20 protein-coding genes are annotated in these 18,789 nt (G+C 40.3%); 5 read left to right on the top strand and 15 right to left on the bottom strand.

The annotated features are described in order from the left end of the window. The first annotated feature begins 19 nt into the window (after positions 1-19). Positions 20-526, top strand: coding sequence for a SiaC family regulatory phosphoprotein (locus ACO05G_RS17555; RefSeq protein WP_421763917.1), 507 nt, complete (start codon positions 20-22; stop codon positions 524-526). Here the strand turns inward: ACO05G_RS17555 and ACO05G_RS17550 are convergent. From ACO05G_RS17550 to ACO05G_RS17495, 12 genes are all read right to left on the bottom strand, one after another. Then, positions 523-1,365, bottom strand: a complete 843-nt coding sequence (locus ACO05G_RS17550) for a tetratricopeptide repeat protein (RefSeq protein ID WP_421763916.1) — start codon at positions 1,363-1,365, stop codon at positions 523-525. The two genes, ACO05G_RS17555 and ACO05G_RS17550, sit on opposite strands and share 4 nt — an antisense overlap. Further along, complete coding sequence (locus tag ACO05G_RS17545) at positions 1,340-2,455, bottom strand: hypothetical protein (RefSeq protein WP_421763915.1); 1,116 nt, start codon at positions 2,453-2,455, stop codon at positions 1,340-1,342. Before ACO05G_RS17545 ends, ACO05G_RS17550 begins: the two co-directional genes overlap by 26 nt. Positions 2,456-2,672: 217 nt before the next feature. Further along, on the bottom strand, positions 2,673-3,959 hold the full coding sequence (locus tag ACO05G_RS17540; RefSeq protein WP_421763914.1) for a tetratricopeptide repeat protein: 1,287 nt from the start codon (positions 3,957-3,959) through the stop codon (positions 2,673-2,675). A gap of 66 nt (positions 3,960-4,025) precedes the next feature. Next, positions 4,026-4,835, bottom strand: a complete 810-nt coding sequence (locus tag ACO05G_RS17535; RefSeq protein ID WP_421763913.1) for a DUF4331 family protein — start codon at positions 4,833-4,835, stop codon at positions 4,026-4,028. A 29-nt stretch (positions 4,836-4,864) separates the two neighbouring features. After that, entirely contained in the window at positions 4,865-5,599 is a 735-nt protein-coding gene (locus tag ACO05G_RS17530; RefSeq protein ID WP_421763912.1) for a DUF4331 family protein, read from the bottom strand. Between the two features lie 120 nt (positions 5,600-5,719). Next, positions 5,720-6,838, bottom strand: a complete 1,119-nt coding sequence (locus ACO05G_RS17525) for a DUF4249 family protein (protein WP_421763911.1) — start codon at positions 6,836-6,838, stop codon at positions 5,720-5,722. Position 6,839: 1 nt separating this feature from the next. Then, positions 6,840-9,254 (bottom strand): TonB-dependent receptor, encoded by a 2,415-nt coding sequence (locus tag ACO05G_RS17520; protein ID WP_421763910.1) that lies wholly within the window; start codon positions 9,252-9,254, stop codon positions 6,840-6,842. Positions 9,255-9,363: 109 nt separating this feature from the next. Beyond that, positions 9,364-9,867, bottom strand: coding sequence for a thiol peroxidase (tpx, locus tag ACO05G_RS17515; RefSeq protein WP_421763909.1), 504 nt, complete (start codon positions 9,865-9,867; stop codon positions 9,364-9,366). Next, positions 9,860-10,426 (bottom strand): 5-formyltetrahydrofolate cyclo-ligase, encoded by a 567-nt coding sequence (locus ACO05G_RS17510; RefSeq protein WP_421763908.1) that lies wholly within the window; start codon positions 10,424-10,426, stop codon positions 9,860-9,862. Before ACO05G_RS17510 ends, tpx begins: the two co-directional genes overlap by 8 nt. Before the next feature lie 2 nt (positions 10,427-10,428). Next, positions 10,429-10,647, bottom strand: a complete 219-nt coding sequence (locus ACO05G_RS17505) for a hypothetical protein (RefSeq protein WP_421763907.1) — start codon at positions 10,645-10,647, stop codon at positions 10,429-10,431. A gap of 3 nt (positions 10,648-10,650) precedes the next feature. After that, positions 10,651-10,872, bottom strand: a complete 222-nt coding sequence (locus ACO05G_RS17500) for a helix-turn-helix transcriptional regulator (RefSeq protein ID WP_421763906.1) — start codon at positions 10,870-10,872, stop codon at positions 10,651-10,653. After that, a complete protein-coding gene (locus ACO05G_RS17495; RefSeq protein ID WP_421763905.1) occupies positions 10,872-11,318 on the bottom strand; it encodes a hypothetical protein in 447 nt (148 codons plus the stop codon). Before ACO05G_RS17495 ends, ACO05G_RS17500 begins: the two co-directional genes overlap by 1 nt. Before the next feature lie 160 nt (positions 11,319-11,478). On the opposite strand from ACO05G_RS17495, the gene ACO05G_RS17490 reads away from it, so the two are divergent. The 4 genes from ACO05G_RS17490 (at position 11,479) to ACO05G_RS17475 (ending at position 15,947) form a co-directional block, all read left to right on the top strand. Next, positions 11,479-12,471 (top strand): hypothetical protein, encoded by a 993-nt coding sequence (locus tag ACO05G_RS17490; RefSeq protein WP_421763904.1) that lies wholly within the window; start codon positions 11,479-11,481, stop codon positions 12,469-12,471. A 173-nt stretch (positions 12,472-12,644) separates the two neighbouring features. Next, complete coding sequence (locus ACO05G_RS17485; protein WP_348283213.1) at positions 12,645-12,968, top strand: PadR family transcriptional regulator; 324 nt, start codon at positions 12,645-12,647, stop codon at positions 12,966-12,968. Then, the gene (locus ACO05G_RS17480) at positions 12,968-15,532 is read left to right on the top strand and encodes an FtsX-like permease family protein (RefSeq protein ID WP_421763903.1); all 2,565 of its coding nucleotides are present in this window, start codon (positions 12,968-12,970) and stop codon (positions 15,530-15,532) included. The genes ACO05G_RS17485 and ACO05G_RS17480 overlap by 1 nt, the downstream gene beginning before the upstream one ends. A 1-nt stretch (position 15,533) precedes the next feature. After that, positions 15,534-15,947 carry a DUF2141 domain-containing protein gene (locus tag ACO05G_RS17475; protein ID WP_421763902.1) on the top strand — a complete coding sequence of 138 codons (414 nt, stop codon included), beginning with the start codon at positions 15,534-15,536 and terminating at the stop codon, positions 15,945-15,947. Here the strand turns inward: ACO05G_RS17475 and ACO05G_RS17470 are convergent. The 3 genes from ACO05G_RS17470 to ACO05G_RS17460 all read right to left on the bottom strand — a co-directional run bounded on the left by ACO05G_RS17470 (position 15,928) and on the right by ACO05G_RS17460 (position 18,747). Continuing rightward, positions 15,928-16,581: a hypothetical protein gene (locus ACO05G_RS17470; protein ID WP_421763901.1), complete on the bottom strand. Its 654-nt coding sequence runs from the start codon at positions 16,579-16,581 to the stop codon at positions 15,928-15,930. The genes ACO05G_RS17475 and ACO05G_RS17470 overlap by 20 nt on opposite strands. A gap of 66 nt (positions 16,582-16,647) precedes the next feature. Beyond that, on the bottom strand, positions 16,648-17,199 hold the full coding sequence (locus tag ACO05G_RS17465) for a Crp/Fnr family transcriptional regulator (RefSeq protein ID WP_421763900.1): 552 nt from the start codon (positions 17,197-17,199) through the stop codon (positions 16,648-16,650). Positions 17,200-17,208: 9 nt separating this feature from the next. Next, positions 17,209-18,747 (bottom strand): YifB family Mg chelatase-like AAA ATPase, encoded by a 1,539-nt coding sequence (locus ACO05G_RS17460; RefSeq protein WP_421763899.1) that lies wholly within the window; start codon positions 18,745-18,747, stop codon positions 17,209-17,211. Positions 18,748-18,789 lie beyond the last annotated feature (42 nt).

Raw genomic sequence — 18,789 nt, 5'->3', positions numbered from 1 at the left:
GAATCAGAAACTTACTGTCATGAGCGTACAATTACAAAATCAAAACAGGATACCAAAGAGAGTGGTTGCCTTGCCAAGAGCAAAAAAAGAACTCCGAATAAGTTTTGACACTAAACTGAAATTCATAGAAGTAAAAGGATGGTCTGTAGCGGACAGAATCATTCCTATGTATGAACGCTTGGTTAAAAACATCAATATGTACTTGGAAAACAGCGATAATTTGATCGTGAGCTTCAACTATGAAATGTTGAATACCACCACAATAAAATATATCCTTTCAATCATTAAGGCAATAAACAAGGCCCACAGGCTAGGTAAGTCTGGAAAAATATACTGGAAGGTGAATGCGAATCGTGATGACGCGATGGCTGAAGCTGCACTGGATCTTAGCATGATGTGCGACTTTGAATTTCAAATCATTACTGAATCCGCCAAAATCAACACGAAGGCAGTCAACGATACACAAGTTATTGAGCATAGAAAACTTCTTTTTGGTTTACATACCAAATCCAGATTAGCTGCCTAAATGGTGGAAATTTGACTTCTTAAGTCTTGTATATCCTGAAGGTAAATCTGCTCGAGGACTTCTACATACGGCCGCTGATGAAAGTAGCCCTTTTTGAAATGCTTCTCTGCCAGATCCAATTGCATTAGAGCTAAATCAAATTGCCCTCTGATCACATAAATTCTCGCTTTGTGATAAAAGCAATCTGAGAGATTAGGATAATACTTCAGTGCACGATCAAATTCGGTGATTGCGTCATTAATGCGATCGAGTTTCATCAAAGTAAGTCCTTTGTAAAGAATGGCGTAGACATCTACCCACTCTTCTCCCTCCTCCTGAGTGACTTTATCAATGTATTTGGAAAGGGCTTCATTGGCTGCCTGATAGTCCTTGAGTCCATAATAACAGATTCCACGCATGTAATCATGGCTTTGCCCTTGCGAATAATCAACTTGTCCGTTCACCTCATCTCCCAAATTAAAGTCTGCAATGGCTTTTGGAAAATTCCGATAAAAGTACAGGTACAAATACCCTCTAAATCCGGCCCATTTTTCAGGATGTCTTTTGACGGCTTCTGCATAGTAATATTCCATCTCATCCAGAATACCTCTTTTTACTCGTGCAGTTCCCAACTCTCTCCACAATGCTGCATTCGTAGAATCCATTGAAAGGGCCTCTTTCTGATGCATTTGCTCCGCAACTGTACCTTGATAATTTGAATAAAAAGCCCCGCTTCTCAACTGCGAAGCGTACGTTTTCATTGTTTCTTCAGAGAACTCTTTCTTATACCATTCTTGTTGAGTGCACGAAGTAAATAGGCATAGGCCCATGAGGCTAAGGAAGTATATCTGTGATTTCACCGTCTACAATATTAAATGTGATATAGAAATAGGCATCTCGTAATTCATCTCCAAAAACTACCGGTTGCCATTTCTCTAATTTTTGCATAATTGAAAATAGGTGATCAACGGTCTCTCTCTCAAATTCCATGGGCTGATAGCTCAGGTCATATCCTCTGGCAATAAAGCGACCTGCTTTACCCTCACAGTTGACCACAAAGCGGAAGACCAATCTACCATTCTGATTAAACAACTTTGATTCTTCGAGATTAGCGTAAATCGTGTCTAACATCACTCGCTTGCCATATGCATATCGTGCATCCGGATTTGACCAATAATAGTCTGTAATTTTTCTTTCATGATCACAAAGCTGAAAATCAGAATCGTCACTCATTGTATTTTCAGGGTCAATCCAGGCGACCCGGTGTTCGCCATGAGCCGCTCTTTTTTCAAACTCTTCCACCGACATCTGCTCGACTAATTCTGTATGCCGTGAGAGCTCAGCCCATTTGCTTTCTGAGCCAAAAAACCCCGTGCCTTGAACGTAGTAAGATTTCGTTGTTCCTTCGTTAAATGTTGAATCAGACCCTGCCTCACGAGTGTCCCATTTAGTAGAAAATATTCTTGCTGGTTTATTAAGAATGATTGAGTCCTTCACAGCCACTTGATACTCCGAATAAATGTATTTTTTATCACGGAATTCGTACTGGATTCGATACGGTTCTGACATTTCGCTTTCCCATACAGAAATCGTCTTGCTTAAAAGGTTTAGCTGAGTTGTATCTGTAAAATTTCGAATACCAAAACCCTCCTCAAGCACTACCGAATCTCCCTGAACCAGAAAAAGCCGTTCACTCATCAAATCAAAAGCAGCATTGAATTTTTGCGTCATGAAGTGTGTTTCGTCCAGTTTAATGTATTTGGTATACCCTATTTCAGTCCCTGCACTTCGATCCGGGTTATCCGGGTAGTAGTGATAGTAGAATTTACTTACGTACCCCTCTTCAAAAACATTTTCAGAAGGATAGTATTTAAAAATGGGGTGATTCGTTGATGAGTGCTCACAGCCTATTAATGCGGCCATTGCACATATGGTGATTAGTCTCTTCAATTATGAACCTTTTATAAAAGGAAAATTACGAAAGGTTTCAAGACAAAAATGCCTTTTTAGGAATCATTAACATATTATTAGGATACAAAACAAAACCCCAGTCATCTCCATGACCGGGGCATCTATCACCAACCAGCTATAACCTATTTATGTAGGATTACTGTTTTTTTAATTACGTAACTCCGTGATCGTTTGGATTTCTGTTCCCAGAAAAAAATTAACTTTTTAACAATCCTTTGATTTCCTCGGTGACCAAAGGTCCCAGTTCATAACCAGCCTCAAGTGACTCTTTTAAAAATTCCTCTCCTTCAACCCTATTTGAAGCATGGTATACCACACCCATGTGATAGATTACATCAGGCTCAAATGTTTTTCCTTTTATATTATCTTCATAAATCTCGATTGCTTCTTCTGTCATACCCTGATTGTACATCGTCCAGGCGAGCCAATCATAGGCTGCTGGTGTAGGTCGGTTGTTTAACTCTTCTTCAGCCAACGCCATTGCTTTATCAAACTGTCCACGATCGTTGTATAGCTCGATTAGGTATTTATTGTACATACCTCCATACTTAGGCTTAGTAGCTTCTCGAATAAATTCAGTCTTTAATCTCATAGCTGCATCTTCAAAGCCTTCCTGTGTACAGATATCAGCTAACAAGAGGTGATAATCTGGCATAGCTGATTTTTTTCTTAGAGTTTCAAGAATGTTAATTGCATCGGCTGCTTTACCATCGTGTGAGTATGCCACCCAGGCGATTCCTTTCAGTGCATAATCATAAGTTGGATCCAATTCTAAGACCTCCAGATACTTGCCATATGAATCCTTTACCCTTCCCGCATGACCATACATGTCTCCAAGGTTAGCGCTGGCCCAAAGTAGTCGCTCTTTTTGATGTCTTTTTATCAGGCTATGTGCTTCTTCCATGTAATAGATGGCTGAATCCAGGTCACCTTCATAGTCTTTGTATTTGGATAATCGTACCAGATAGTCGAAGGAATCCATCCGCTTATTTTCTTTTAGAATAGAGCCAGCCATTTGGTAATTACCCAGTTCCATTTCTGCATCAAACTGCATGAGTAGCGGGCCAAATTTTTCGCTGGTTAGCTCTCGTGCCTGAACGGCGAATTGAGCAGCAGATTCAAAATCATGTTTTTTGATAGCAAGGCTACTTAGGCCGAGAAGACTTGGAATCTTCCACCTGCCTTGGGTAAGTCTATTCGAGATTTTATAGCAGCTATCTGCCTGATTTAAATAATAAACATTACCAGTTGCCTCAAACAGCTCATTATAGCTTGAACCAAGCTTTTCATAGAACGTAAACCCTTTCGGTTGTTGATCAATTTTCTTTTTCCAGAGGTCTACCTTTTTAAGTATAGGAGTCGTGTCCTTACTTTCTTTTTGAAGATATCGTTGATAATCAGCTTGAATACTCACCACATCTTTCTTTGGTTGTTGTGTACAGCCAATAATCAGGATGGTCAAACAGATAAATAATTTATTCATAGCTAATGGGATTTAGATTAAAAAGGAAAGGGGAAGGATCCCCTTTCCTTAATTATTATGATTGTATTAATGTGGATCAGCTAGATACGGAAAACTGTTGCTAAATGACTTATCATTTGAATCAACATTGTCGGATACCAGTCCGTCTTTCACCTGATTATTTGCTCCTGCTGCGGATTGATCACTAAATGCAAGAATTAAGGTAACATCCACTACGTCATCTCCTAACGCTCGACCATTTAATGAACCGTAAGCTGTTGCAGAATTCTTGTTTGATTGCAACACATCCACAGCCAAAACACCAGCAAGTGCATCATTTCCAATGCCCAAAATGTTTTCAAACTGATCAGGATCTAGTCCGATATAAGTTTGAAGAGCATCTAATATTCCGGCAAAAGCGGTAGCATTTGCACTACCCTCTGAAGGCAATGTCATGTTATACCCATTCTTAACTTCAGCCGAGCCAAAGAAATTGAAAACCGTATTGATCGCAGGTCTACCCATCTGATCGCTTGTAGCATATGTTGGGCTTGTTACCGTTACTTCTGTAGCAAATGTTGCGGTTGATAAGGCTGAAGTAACAGCTAAATCAACATCATAAACGCCTGCCTTTGTTGCCACAAATGATGGCATAGAAGAGCTTTCATTTTCTAATGTAACAGCAGCCCCATCCGGATCTGTAACCGTCCAATCGTAAGTTATGATTGTTCCTAGCGATGCACTTGCATCAAGATTTACTGTAGACTCAACATCTACATTCAAATTTCCTGCAATATTGGCGGACAATTCTTCTGATGGTCCATCGTCATCCCCACAGCTGGCAAGAAGTAATCCTCCAATTATTGATAGGGTAAATATTTTAACTATATTTTTCATTGTATTCGTATTTATGATTCTTGAATTAATTACTGACGCACTTTTGTCTCCACCCATGAAGTAAATGCCCCATCTGTGTCTCCGATGGCACTTTTTGGTACCTCAACTACGATGGAAAGGACATTTGTCCCTGCAAAAGCGTCATTTGCTTCAGATCCGGTATTGAATGCAGCCGGATATGGTTGAATACCCTCCATTTCATCATCTGAATCTCTGTTTGGATCATAAACACCTGTGTTTGTGTCATCGCTTAAAGACGCTCCAACTCCATTTACAATATCCACGAACTGAAAGAAATCCATGAAGAATGGATCGTCACGCAAACCAGCATAAAGCTGAACCCCTCCAACTGAGGCAGACGCTGAAACATCTGTAGCTACTCGGTTTGTCCCGGCTATAATTTCACTGTTAAGTCCGGTCTGAGCTGATGCCGCAACCACTCCATAGGTTATTGCCTGTCCATCTCTAAAGAAGACCTGAATCAATTGGTCTTCAACATTGTCTGCATCAGAGTCAATGTTAAATTCATACATGACATCCTCGCTAAACTCCGTCTCAGAACTTAGTCCGGCCACATTGCAAACAAATACATAGTTGTTTGAATTAGCCGGACTTTCAAAAGCGTAGTAATCTGTTATGTCCTCTACGGTGCTTCCGTCAGATAGGGTCCCGACAGCAGGTGCATCAATGTGGTCAGCAGCCACCAAAATAATCACTAAGGCGGCTGATATAACAAGGCCTAGCGATAATACTAATTTTCTCATAGTGCTTAAACTTTAAAATTTTTAAATTCAAGCTACTTACGAGACCAGCTGATCAACTGGATTTATTCAATTCGAAATTGTGTTTTTTTAAGTGATAATACTAGTTGTTTAATGCCCTTATCAGTCAAGCACCCTTATCTGATCTTCACTTGTCAGGCGGTTTCCTCTTGAAGAAACTGATGCAATATTGAAGAAACCGGCTACTCTGATGTCCGTGTTTTGAGGAATGATATTGGTTGGTACATTGCCTAAAGGAGTAGCAAAAAGTGCCCCAAAACCTGCTTCTCTATCAAGTTCAACTATCATTTGGTTCATGAAGAAATAGGCTTCATTGGATATGGAGTGTATTTCTACATATACTGAATCTCCTTTGAGATAAATTTCATTGTTAGGTAGGAATACAAATCGATCATCATTCACTGGCAGTGATTCCAGATATTCTGAGACCCTGTTATTCACGTAGATATCTCCTACTTCGAACACGATTTTTTCATTCTGTATTAAGCCATAAAATGCCCCATCGGTATAAAAGATCGTATCCCCTGAAAGTTGCAATGTGTCTGGCAAATTGTATGGAGAAAGAATTTCTTCATCTCTTGATTCGTCAAAAGGGCTAATGCCGTCTCTTATTGGCTGAATAAATTGAACGCCATCATTGTTCTCATCAACTGAAAATGCTGCATCGTAGGCAATATTAATTTCTCCTACTTCGCCTAAAAACTGACCATTTTTCCATGCTTTGATCCAATAGGTATCATTGATACCGTCTAGATCGGTGGCAAAAAATTCAGCGAAAATTAAGTCATCAAAAAAGGAATTGCCTTCTTCTAACCGAAAGCTAATGCTGTCAATAGCAGGAACGGGATTTAGGCTTGTTCTGGAAGTATACAATTCGCCATCAAGTAAAACGCTAAGCTCATATTCGTGTCCCTCTACTCCAAGGCTACTTCCATCCGGGCTTTCCCAGGTGTATCTTTCTTGACGCTCATCAAAGTTATAAACGGTTAAATCTGTCAAATCCGTTACAGTCACAATTGCTCCGCCCACTTTTGGTGGTAAGGAAGCATCAAAATAAGGTTGAGATCTGGTGATATTGATGTGTTGTATGGAATCATTGGCTGTCAGCCATGCATCAATGACCAAAATATTAAGCGTCTCATCCAATCTTGGATCAACCTCCGTCTCACACGATGTGATGCCAAATACAGCAATAAGGGAATATAAGAGATATTTTTTCATCTTAGAATTTGAAATTATACGTGACAGAAGGAAGGACAAATGCTAATATGCCGGTTTCAAATGCTGAGGTTTGAACAGGTTCTGATGGTTGATTTAAATTATTAATCTGGGTATAATCAACCCTGCCTTCGTCTTGCAAAAAATTGATGGCGAAAGCATTCTTTCGATTATAGAGGTTGTATACTGAAAAGACCAGGCTGCTCGATCGCTTTTTACCTTTCTTAGTTATTTTATTGTAATCGATCGTATAGGAAACATCCAACCTGTGATAATCCGGTATCCTCACATTGTTTCTGCTTCCATCATTGATAGGTATGACATATCCACCAACATTGATACGATCAATTGCATAAGTAGTAGGAGTCCCAGAAATATAGCTGAATGTCGCTGCTAGATTTTTTCTTTCACTTAAACGATAGTTAGACACCAGCTTTAAATTATGGGTTTGGTCAAATCGTGTTGGATACCACCTCCCCGTTCTGTCCTCGCTATTTAAGCCAGTGTTGATACCGTCAATTTTTAATTCTGATCTACTTAAAGTGTAGCTAATCCAGCCCGTCAAACTCCCTGTATTCTTTTTAATATAGAACTCAATCCCATAGGCCCGACCGATCCCTGCCAGCACATCAGCTTCTAACAAATCATTGATAAATAGATCTGCTCCGTCTATGTAATCAATTTGGTTTCTTGTCCACTTGTAATACGTTTCAACGGAGGTCTCGAACTTATTATTCTGGAAATTTTTGAAGTAGCCCAATGCAACCTGATCACCCTGTTGCGGGCGAATGTTATTCGTGCTCGGCTGCCATACGTCTATAGGGGTTGCTGCAACTGTATTAGAAACCAGGTGAATATATTGATTCATCCGATTGTAACTGGCTTTGATTGAAGTAGTACTATTGAGCTGGTAGCGTACAGATAGGCGAGGTTCCAGATTTCCATAGGTAGCGACAGCTTCACCACTTGACACACTGATTGTGTCGATAACGGGTTTTCGTTGACCTGCGATAGTATCACCGAAAATGTATTTGTTCGCAGCGCCTAAGTTGCTAAAATTCGAATAGCGGACCCCATACTCTACAGACCATTCAGCTCCCAAATTCTGCTTATTACTTACATATAAGCTGGTTTCAAGTGCGTTACGTTTATCCAGACTCAAGTCTATTCGCTGACCTGAACTAAAGCCTACCGCGTTTGCCGGAAAAAATGAATAGTAAAGTAGCTCACCTCCAAAAGTGATTTCATTCTTTTGATCCAGGAAATAAGTGAATTGAGGTTTAAAATTTACAGTCTGAATTTTCGAACTCCAGTCAAATTGATCATCGTCTGTATTCCCGAATTCAAAGGCATAATCGTAGTTACTGTAGAAAGCAGTGAAATTGCTGAAAAAGCGATCATTGAATAAATGATTCCAACGAATGGATGCCGTCTGATTTCCCCAATTAAATCCTTGCTCAGCATCGAACTTAAATACATCCCTTCCAAAATATCCGGAGGCAAATATTCTGTTTTTGTCATTGATGTTGTAGTTGGTCTTAGCTGTCAGGTCATAAAAATAGAGTGCAGCACCGTCCTCAAGAGCATTGGTAAATAATCGAATTGGTACATCTGCATATGATCGTCTACCTGCCAGTATGAAAGAGGATTTATCTTTTGCAATTGGCCCCTCCACTGTTAATCTACTGAAAACGGTACCGATACCTCCTGAGACATCATAATCTTTGCTGTTTCCTTCCTTCATCCGTACATCCAAAATGGAAGACAACCGGCCTCCATATCTGGAAGGAATGCCGCCTTTGTAAAGCTTAACATCTTTAACTGCATCCGGATTAAACACAGAGAAAAATCCAAAAAGATGGGAACTCTGATAAACAGGAGCCTCATCCAAAAGAATGAGATTTTGTCCAACACCTCCTCCTCTAACGTTGAATCCCGAGGCTCCTTCACCCACAGTCGACACGCCCGGAAGTAATTGCAAGCTTTTAATGATATCTATCTCTCCGGCGAAAACCGGGATTTTACTAATGGTTTTGATGTCTAATGCTGCTACACTCATTTCAGTCGACGTTACATTCTCATCTTCCGGTCTGGCTGTTACAACCACCTCTTGTAGTTGGGTTTGCTCTTCCACAAGCTCTACGTCTATTCGGGTGTTTTCTGATAGCGAAACCACTTTATTCTGGGTAACAAATCCGATGTAGCGATATTCAACTGTGTAGTCGCCAGGTGGTAGCGTGATAGAATAAAAACCATAAACATTGGTAATATTTCCTGTGGCAAGTTCCGTGACCAGGACAGTAGCGCCAATTAATGCTTCTCCGTTTGCAGCATCCTTAACGTACCCGTTAATGGTGTACTTTTCCTGGGCGGTAAGAAGAATGGGAATGACTGCTAAAAGCAGCAAAAGTTTTTTCAAAACAGTGATCGATTAAAGTGAATAACCATCCGAAAGACGCGTGAAAGCTCAAATTGTTTCGCACTTCACAAATTCATAATGAAAAAACATGGCGAATGGTTGCCTTTGACTATTGAATGGCAGCTAATGCTTTCTCATAGTTAGGCTCTTGACCCACTTCAGGAACAAGCTCTGTATATTGGACCGCTCCCTGCTCATTAATAACAACGATGGCCCGAGCGTTTAGTCCCTTAAATGCCCCATCGAATATTTCAACACCGTAATTTTTACCGAAACTGCCGCCATCCCTGAAGTTGGTCAAGCTATCCAGATTATCAATTCCTTCAGCGTCACAATAGCGTTTTAAAGCAAATGGCAAGTCCTTCGAGATACAAACTATTCTCGTATTCTCAAGCTTGGAAGCTTCCTGATTAAATTTTTTGGTTGACATTGCACACACGCCTGTATCTATGCTTGGATATATATTGAGAATGACCTTTTGCCCATGATAGCTTGCGAGTGTCTTTTCCTGCATATCCTTGCTAACAAGTGTGAAGTCCGGGGCTGCACTGCCCACATTTGGAAGATCTCCAATCGTATTTGTTTCTGTTCCGCCGAGTGTAATTTTAGCCATATTGGTAGGTTTTAAAAGGTGTTATTAAGTAGTCTAAAGGTATGTCCCAATCTTCTTTCTGAATAATTTTTTCTACGGGAGGACTCAATGATAACCCAACTTTAAGTGATTTTGCTTCCGCCAGCAAGCGATCGTAGTAACCACCGCCATATCCGATGCGATAGCCATGTCTATCTGATAAAAGAAGTGGGACAAAGATGATATCAACATTATCCATAGCAACTTCTTCGGCATCTATTGGTTCCGGGATTCCTTTTTTATTCAATTCTAGGGGTGTATGCTCATCCAGCAAATAGTGTCTCATTTGTTTGAACATAAAATCCGTTTTAGAGACAATGATTTGTTTGCCTTCCTTCCACAATTGATTAAAAAGAGGTGAGATATCTGGCTCATTATTTTGTTTGATAGCCAGGAAAGTATGGATTTTCATTACCTCTTTTCGTTCGATAAAGTCGATTGTAGCCTGACATAGTTGTTTATTTCGCTCAGCATACATCAGGCCGTCTGCCAGCATGCGATACTGAAGAATGACTTTTCGGAAGTAAGATTTAGTTATCATAGCTATTCTGATAATTCTTCACAATATATTCCTTGCTTTCTCACCAAATTGATAAGCTCTGATTGCTCTGAATCAACGTTGGTTTCTACTTTCAACACACGATCAATATCATCCAGATCTACTGTCCATCTAGCGATATGATTATATTTCTGAAATACCGGCCTCAACTTATTTATCTGTAGCTGGGATTGAATGTTCGTTTTTAAAATAAATAGTTTCATGAGCTAATCATTTTCCGGTTCGTAAGAAAAAACCTGTTCCAACCGAATCTCGAAAACCTTTGCAATTTTGAAGGCTAGATCCAGAGAAGGTGAGTATTTCCCTTTTTCGATCGCTACAATCGTTTGCCTTGTCACTTTCACTTGATCCGCTAGCTGCTGTTGCGTCATCTCACCGTGCTCGAACCTAAGCTTTCTTATATGATTACTAATCCCGTGTTTACTCATTATACTCCCTTGCTATGGTAATATACTTTGGAAAGATTGTCGAAGATTTCAGAGGCTATTCCTCCTAATATTATTGAAATAAACATGTACTTGGGTGGATAACCAAATGCAAGCACTGCAAGCGAAATGAAGAATCCTATTCCAAAAACGATGTATGAGTTTCTGGTCGCCTTCAGTTCGATCAACTTGTCACGTTCATCTTCAAAAGATGGCATTCTTTCTCGTGTTATGAGGTAGTTGCTAATGGCAAATACAATCATTACCACAATCTTAGTAATGATCGAAACGGGTATTGCAATTAAGATCGCTTTTGACCAAAACTGCAGCTGCTCATCTGTAGTCATCATCTGGCTATTGAACCGCTCAAATACAGTCCAATAGTAGATGCCCAGCACTATGATCATGCTGAGCATGTTTACGATACTTTTTCTTTCGTGATAGTCCATTGTAGTAGTAGGTGTAAGTATTTTTTTACTTGATGTAAAGTATTACGAACATAAAGTTAAAAATGTTTTACTATATGTAAAATATATTTTACATATTGGGTTTACTTCTAATGTGGAAAAGATTGATTTCTGGTTATCTTGATGAGAAAACATTGATTAGATGGCCTGGAAGTACAGTTTCGTTTTAACAATATTCATTTTCTCATGCACCACTGAAAAGTCACAACCTTCATCTGATTTGACACGTGAGATTGTTCGAGTCGAATGGGCGGAAGTTGACACTATTGATATTCAGGCTTACAATTCCGACATCAAGTCAGGAGCTCTGACAATGGATATTGGGATCTATTTTCCTTCCAACCTCGACCCAAAATTTGATAAGGTTACGCTTTCACGGGTGATGCATAGCTTTGAGTTTGCCAAAGAGATTTATCGTCCAACAGGTGTTCAGCTCAATCTCTTATGGGTAAAAACGGGTAAAGTAGATCCCCGGTATTTTTCCATCCAGGCCAATGAGGTTCCCGGAATACCTCAAACAGAATATGCAAATATGTACGAGCACTCTCGCAGACATCCTGCAGTCCTCACTGAGCTGGCAAAAGAAGCTTTCCAATCCATTATTGAACCTGCACAACATGGTGATCGTACCATCTACCTTGTCGTCCTGCAGGACGTTTTTTATCCATTTTTAGAAGTATCTGAAGGAAGAAACTGGACCATGAAATCGGTGCGAACAGGTGGACTCTCTTTTCCAACTTACTCGTATGTTGGAACAATAGATCCGGCATACCGCGGTGTGATTACACTCACCAATTTGAAACGTAATGATCGGTTCAGAAAAACCATTGCTCATGAATTGGGGCATAAGGTCATGAACGTAAGCCATGAATATAAAAGCACCAATCCGGGGCACGAAGTATACGATGATGGCGGACTCATGCTTTATGGTGAAGGTGAGGATATTCCGGCAGGTCAGGAAGGTAGATGGCACCAGGAACGCCTTTTGATTTCACCATTTCTCTATCGCCTGGATGAGAATAGCATCAAAAATTGGAATCCTGACTATACAGAAGGTGGTCACTATTACGATCCTATCTATGGAGATAATGTCATCCGCTTTGATGCCAATCCAGTTATTGATGAGGATTGGTAATTCCTTATGCCAGAAGAATTTCATAATTGACACAGACTTCACATTATGTCTTCATTTGTGAAACAAATAAAAATTCTTTACGTTTGGTCTTCAAAACAGAAACAAACAAACGTGCTGTTTGATCCATTCATTAAAAGGATATTTAACAGTACGGATGTTATAACAAATACTATATGAAAGGCACTAACCTGGGAGAATTTCAAGAGATCGTTTTGCTTTCCGTCCTTATACTGGATGAGCAGGCCTATGGACTGAAAATTCAAAAAGAGATCAGCCAGAGGCTAAAACGAAGCTTAAGCAGAGGTGCATTGCATGCAGCACTCAGTCGGCTTGAGGAAAAGGGGTATTTAGAATCTCGGGTTGGCGGTGCAACAGCCGAAAGAGGAGGAAGAAGAAAGCGATTCTATTCGCTTACACAATCGGGTAAAATTGCGTTAACGCAAGCCAAAGAATTGCGCGAAGAAATGTGGAGCCTGGCACCCAAATTCAGCATATAATGAAAACGGCTTTACCAAATTTTTCATACCGCCTGTTTCAATGGTTTTGCAACCAAGACCTTTTTGAAGAGCTGCAAGGGGATTTGGAGGAAGCGTTCTTTGAAAATGTAGAACTCCATGGTGTGAAAAAAGCCAGACTTATCTATACCAGGGAAGTTCTTAAAATGATTCGTCCTTCCGTGACACGATCACTCAACCTCATACCTTCTAATGTTATGCGACTACCAAAAAACTACCTTAAAACATCCATCAGAGCGATTAAACTAAATCCATTTTACGTCTTCGCCAACATCTTTGGATTGGCCCTAGCAATCTCCATTTGTACGATCAGCTATTTCAATTATCAGTTCAATGCGACCTTCAATGGATCGTATGCTGAGGCAAACAACATTTATAAAATTAGTGGCCTCAGAACTGGCGAATCCACGTTAGGCACCAGTTCTATCACACTTGCTCCCAGGCTTCAAAGTGTGGCCATAGAAGCATTTAGATACACAGCAAAAAGCATAGCTGTACGTGAGCACAACTACCTGTTTTCTTCCCGTATGGCTTTTGCTGATAATGAGTTCTTTTCCCGGCTCCCAATGAAAAGTCTCAACGGGTCTTCCATCAAGCCTCCTGGCATCAATGAGGTAGCCATTTCGGCTAAACTCGCGATGAAATTATTCAATGAGCCGTATCCGGTAGGGAAGTTGGTAAAGCTTGTTTTCCAAAACCAGAAAGAAGAGTCTTTTTTAATCAAAGATGTATTTGAAACGCCTCCAAACAATGTGAGTTTCTCACATGCAATGATCACCTCATTCGAAAATTATCCTGCACATTATCAAGTTGATCAAAGTGACTGGCAATACAGCGTAGATGGAACGTTTGTTTATGCTAGCCAAGATCAGATCAACATGGTCAATTCTGAGCTTGAATTATTGAAACATGCCCGCAATGAGGCAAACGCCCGTTATCAAATTGATGAATATCGCCTAGATACACTTTTGGACTGGCCTGCTATTGAAGGAAGTCTTTTACATGGCAATTTTCGCCAACACCTGCATATCTCTTCTGTTTACGGGATCACAGGGACAGCAATTTCAATTCTCCTACTGGCTTGTTTCAATTTCATCAATACAAGTATTGCCTTATCTGGAAAAAGGCTGAAGGAAATTGCCGTGAGAAAAGTAATGGGTGGAAATCGAAAAAGTACGATCACTCAATTCATGATTGAAAATACCTTTATGATTTCACTAGCGGTTATTCTATCCATAGGGATATCTTCTTTACTCATCCCAACCTACAATGCTATGTTTCAGCGTGAGTTGATCCAGCTAGATCGAGTGCCGTTTTCCACGCTTCTTCAGTTTGCTGTGCTCTTAATCATCATTGTAACCTTACTTTCTGCTGCTTATCCTTCCCTATATGTTTCCAAGTTTTCATCATTGAAAATCTTCAGGGACAAGGTCACGCTTTCCGGTAAAAACCGGCTCATGATGGTGCTCCTTACCTTCCAGTTTGCTTTGTGTTTTTACAACATCTTCGGGTTATTTCTAAACGTTGATAACTCCTATTTTCAAAACACACTTGATCGTGGCTATGATATAGAGCAGGTAGTAAATATCCCGCTGGATCGTCCGGAACAATTCCAGATCCTAGCAGATCAATTAAATCAGGAGTCGGAGGTCCATGCGGTGGCAGGCTCTTACCATTTGATTGGATTTTCAACTGAATCTCAATATGTCGATCACGATGGTCGAGACGTATCGACCACCATGCTCAGGGTAGGCACTGACTATGCTGAGGTTATGGGATTACGCCTAATCAAAGGATCATTTTATACCAAACTAGCCGACAATTCAGATAAAGTGATCATTAATCGCATGCTAGAGAGCCAATATGGAATAGACATGCTAAATCAAACCATTAAAGTCGATGATAAAAAGTTGACGGTCATAGGTGTAGTTGATGACTTCAATGTTCGGAACATCATGATGGACAATAAAATCACGCCAACAATAATCCGCTATACCCCTGAAGAAAACTATAACTACGCGGTGGTGCGGATGGCTGGAAGCCAGGATTTAATCAACAGTAAAGTGGAGCAGGTATGGTATGAGACTTTTCCTCAAGAACTCTACAGAGGGTTTCTTCAAGAAGACGTCATGCAGAATTCCAGAGGCACTAACTCTGTTTTTGTTAAAATAAACCTGTTCATGGCCATCATTTCAATATTGATCTCAATTCTTGGATTGTATACTTTGGTGTCACTCAAAGTTCAAAAAAGAAGTAAGGAATTTGGTGTAAGAAAGGTATTAGGTGCTTCTCGCAAAACCATTATTCATCTACTTGGTAAAGATTTGTATTGGATTTTGGGAATTGCAGCAGTAATCGGGTTGTCCGCCAGTCATTTCATTCTTACTACAGTATTTGACATCATTTACGCCTATCATGTTAGTTCATCTATTGGCCATTTTGTTAAGGCTCTTCTCGTAGTAATGGCAATTGTTGTATTTGCAATCGGATACAAGGTTTATCAGACAAGTAAAATCAATCCTGCTCAGCAACTAAGATCGGAGTGAAATGAGAGTATTAATTATTTTTCTAGCGATAGTAATCCATTTTTCAGCAAAAGCTCAGTTATCACTAGAGGTGGAGGTCTCTAAAATTGACGATGCTGGAGGTCAGCTTGAAATTTGCTTGTACAAGGAAGGAATGGGATTTATGAATAGCTCCAAGGCTTTGGAATGTACTTGGTTGGAGGTCATTGGTAACACGCATTCATATACATTTCAATCACTGAAATATGGAAAGTACGCGGTGATCGTCATTCAAGATTTAAATGGAAATAAAAACCTGGACACCAATATTTTTGGAATTCCTAAGGAGCCTTACGGATTTTCTACCAACCCTTCAACGACATTTGGACCTCCAGACTTTGATGGCGCTAGCTTTCTGATCAAAAGCAATAAAAAAATTACAATTGAGCTGAAGTAGGCTGCTCACCCTTCCTTAGTATAAATCCCACGGCTAATATCCATGCGACGTTGGCAAAAATAAATATCCTAAAGCCAGCCAAGTGAAGTAGTTCCACTCCAGAAGCAAATAATACTACACCTATAGTAGAAACCAGGATTCCAAAGTATCCTAACCAACTCGGCATGGCCTTAGTTTTGATGATTGCAGCAGACCACATGAACATTGAAAGACAAATAGCACTCACAAAAATGTAATCAAAAGCATGATTAAAACTTCGGATGAAGACAAAAATTGGTTTTAGAGAAGCAATCGTTTCCTCAGAAGCCCCCTCATAGCTTTTAACAAAATCCATCAGAATTAGCCCATTCACTGCAGCCGCAATTAGAACAGCCACTAATCCAAAAAACATGATAGAAAATCCTATATAAGAAATGAAAGAACTGGATTTCAATTTAATTGTCAAACCGAAAAATCCATATGCAACGAATGGAACAGAGAGAATTGCAATTGAATGGGAGATCATACCTATTGGCACAATCCTGAGCAACTGATTAAAATCTCCGCCAACCGGATGTAACACCATAGTTACAATCATAAGTAATGATCCAATGATTAGTGCAAGGCCGGCTCCTTTTAGTTCTTTTGATCCCATTTTCTGTTTTTTTGTAAACGTAGTGCGATAGGATTGAATTCGCACTTGATCCAAATCAAGAAATGATCACTGGATTTTGCTACGTACTCTACTGAGAGTTTCTGGTGTGATACCTAGAAAGGAGGCAATGTATTTCAATGGAAACTTTTGAATGATCGTGGGATTATGCTTTAGTAGCCAAAGGTATTTTTCTTCTGGATTGGCCGAGGGTTTCGGTTTTTTAGAGTCCACTTCCAAAATCTTGCCCAAAGCAAAAAAAGCCGGGAACTCGCCGATAAGGTGATGCAAGTCATGTATCGTGAGTTGAAGAACTTCACTATCCTCAAAAGCTTCAATTTTAGATTTCGATGGTAATTGGCCCGTAAAGCTGCTGTGATTGAGCGCCCAGGTATTTTCGGTGAAGAGGTTAGTAGTAACTTCATTTAGTTCTTGATCGAAATGGTACTCCCTGAAGCTTCCACTTGCCACAAATGACCAACTCATACACACATTACCTGCTTCTAGCAAATGCTCTCCTTTGCCAAATTGGAGTAATTGCATTCGCTTCGTAAAGCTTTCGATTTCCTCATCCGAGAGGCTAGCATAAGAGGTAATAGACTGAATGACCTGCTCAAACATGCTGTAATATTACCCTGCCCACCCTTCTCGGTCCAAACTTCTGTATTGAATAGCTTCAGCCAAATGCTCTATCGCGATTGAATCTGTCCCGGCTAAATCCGCAATGGTTCTGGATACCCTGAGAATTCGATCGTAAGCTCTTGCGGAAAGTCCCAATCGCTCCATCGCTGTTTTCAATAGTGTTTTTCCTGCTTCATTAATTTGGCATACTTCCTTTACCATATTTGAACTCATCATGGCGTTATTAAAAACACCCGGCTGATCTTTGAATCTTGCTTCCTGAATTTCCCTCGCTTTGATCACTCGATCTCTTATCTCTGAACTTGATTCCGTTTTTCTGTTTTCAGTCATTTGATCAAATGAGACCGGTGTTACCTCCACATGCAGGTCTATCCTGTCAAGTAGTGGTCCACTTATTTTATTTAGATAGCGCTGCACTACTCCGGGAGCACATACGCATTCCTTCTCAGGGTGATTGTAGTAGCCACAAGGACACGGATTCATACTTGCGATGAGCATAAAGTTAGACGGATAGTCTAGCGAGACTTTGGCTCGTGAAATTGTGACCTTTCGCTCTTCCAGTGGTTGACGCATGACTTCAAGCACTGTTCGTTTAAATTCAGGCAGCTCGTCGAGAAAGAGTACGCCATTATTGGCCAAAGAAATTTCCCCTGGTTGAGGTATACCTCCACCACCGACCAGAGCGACATCTGAAATTGTATGGTGTGGTTGACGAAACGGTCTATTCGAAATGAGTTTAGCATCTGTTCCCAATTTTCCTGCTACGGAGTGAATCTTGGTTGTTTCCAGTGCTTCATGAAGCGTCAATGGCGGAAGTATAGACGGAAGGCGCTTTGCCAGCATGGTTTTTCCTGCACCGGGTGGACCTATCATGATCACATTGTGCCCACCAGCTGCAGCAATTTCCATGGCTCTTTTGATATTTTCCTGACCTTGTACATCTGCAAAATCGGAGGCGTAGTTGTCAAGATCATTATAAAAAATATCGCGCGTATCATAGTCAACAGGCTCAATGACTTCCTCACCTTCCAGGTGACTTATGGCTTCTTTAATATTGGAAACACCGATTACATTCAACCCATCCACTATTGCTGCTTCCGAGGCATTTTCTTGTGGCAAGATAAATCCGTTAAATCCATTCTTTCTCGCTTCAATAGCGATCGGAAGTGCGCCTTTTATCGGTCTGAGCTCACCATCCAGTGCCAGCTCTCCCATAATGACGTAATCTTCAAGCTGATCGGCAGCTATTTGCTCTGAAGCTTTTAATATCCCCAATGCTATCGGTAGGTCATAGGCAGATCCTTCCTTTCGAATATCAGCAGGTGCTAAGTTGACTACCACTTTTTGCCTTGGCATCCGATATCCAAAATTTTTGATCGCAGACTCCACCCTTTGCTCACTTTCCTTTACTGCTGAATCCGGAAGGCCCACCATAAAAAACTTGGTGCCCTGACCCACATTCACTTCCACTGTGATCTTATAGGCATCTACACCATAAACAGCACTTCCGTAAGTTTTTGCAAGCATTAGGTCTGATTCTGATCTTTATAATTCGTCTAATATATGAAT

Origin of the sequence: Ekhidna sp. (assembly GCF_965227465.1) — a bacterium.
Taxonomy (GTDB): Bacteria; Bacteroidota; Bacteroidia; order Cytophagales; family Cyclobacteriaceae; genus Ekhidna.
This window is presented reverse-complemented; position numbering and strand designations above follow the sequence as displayed.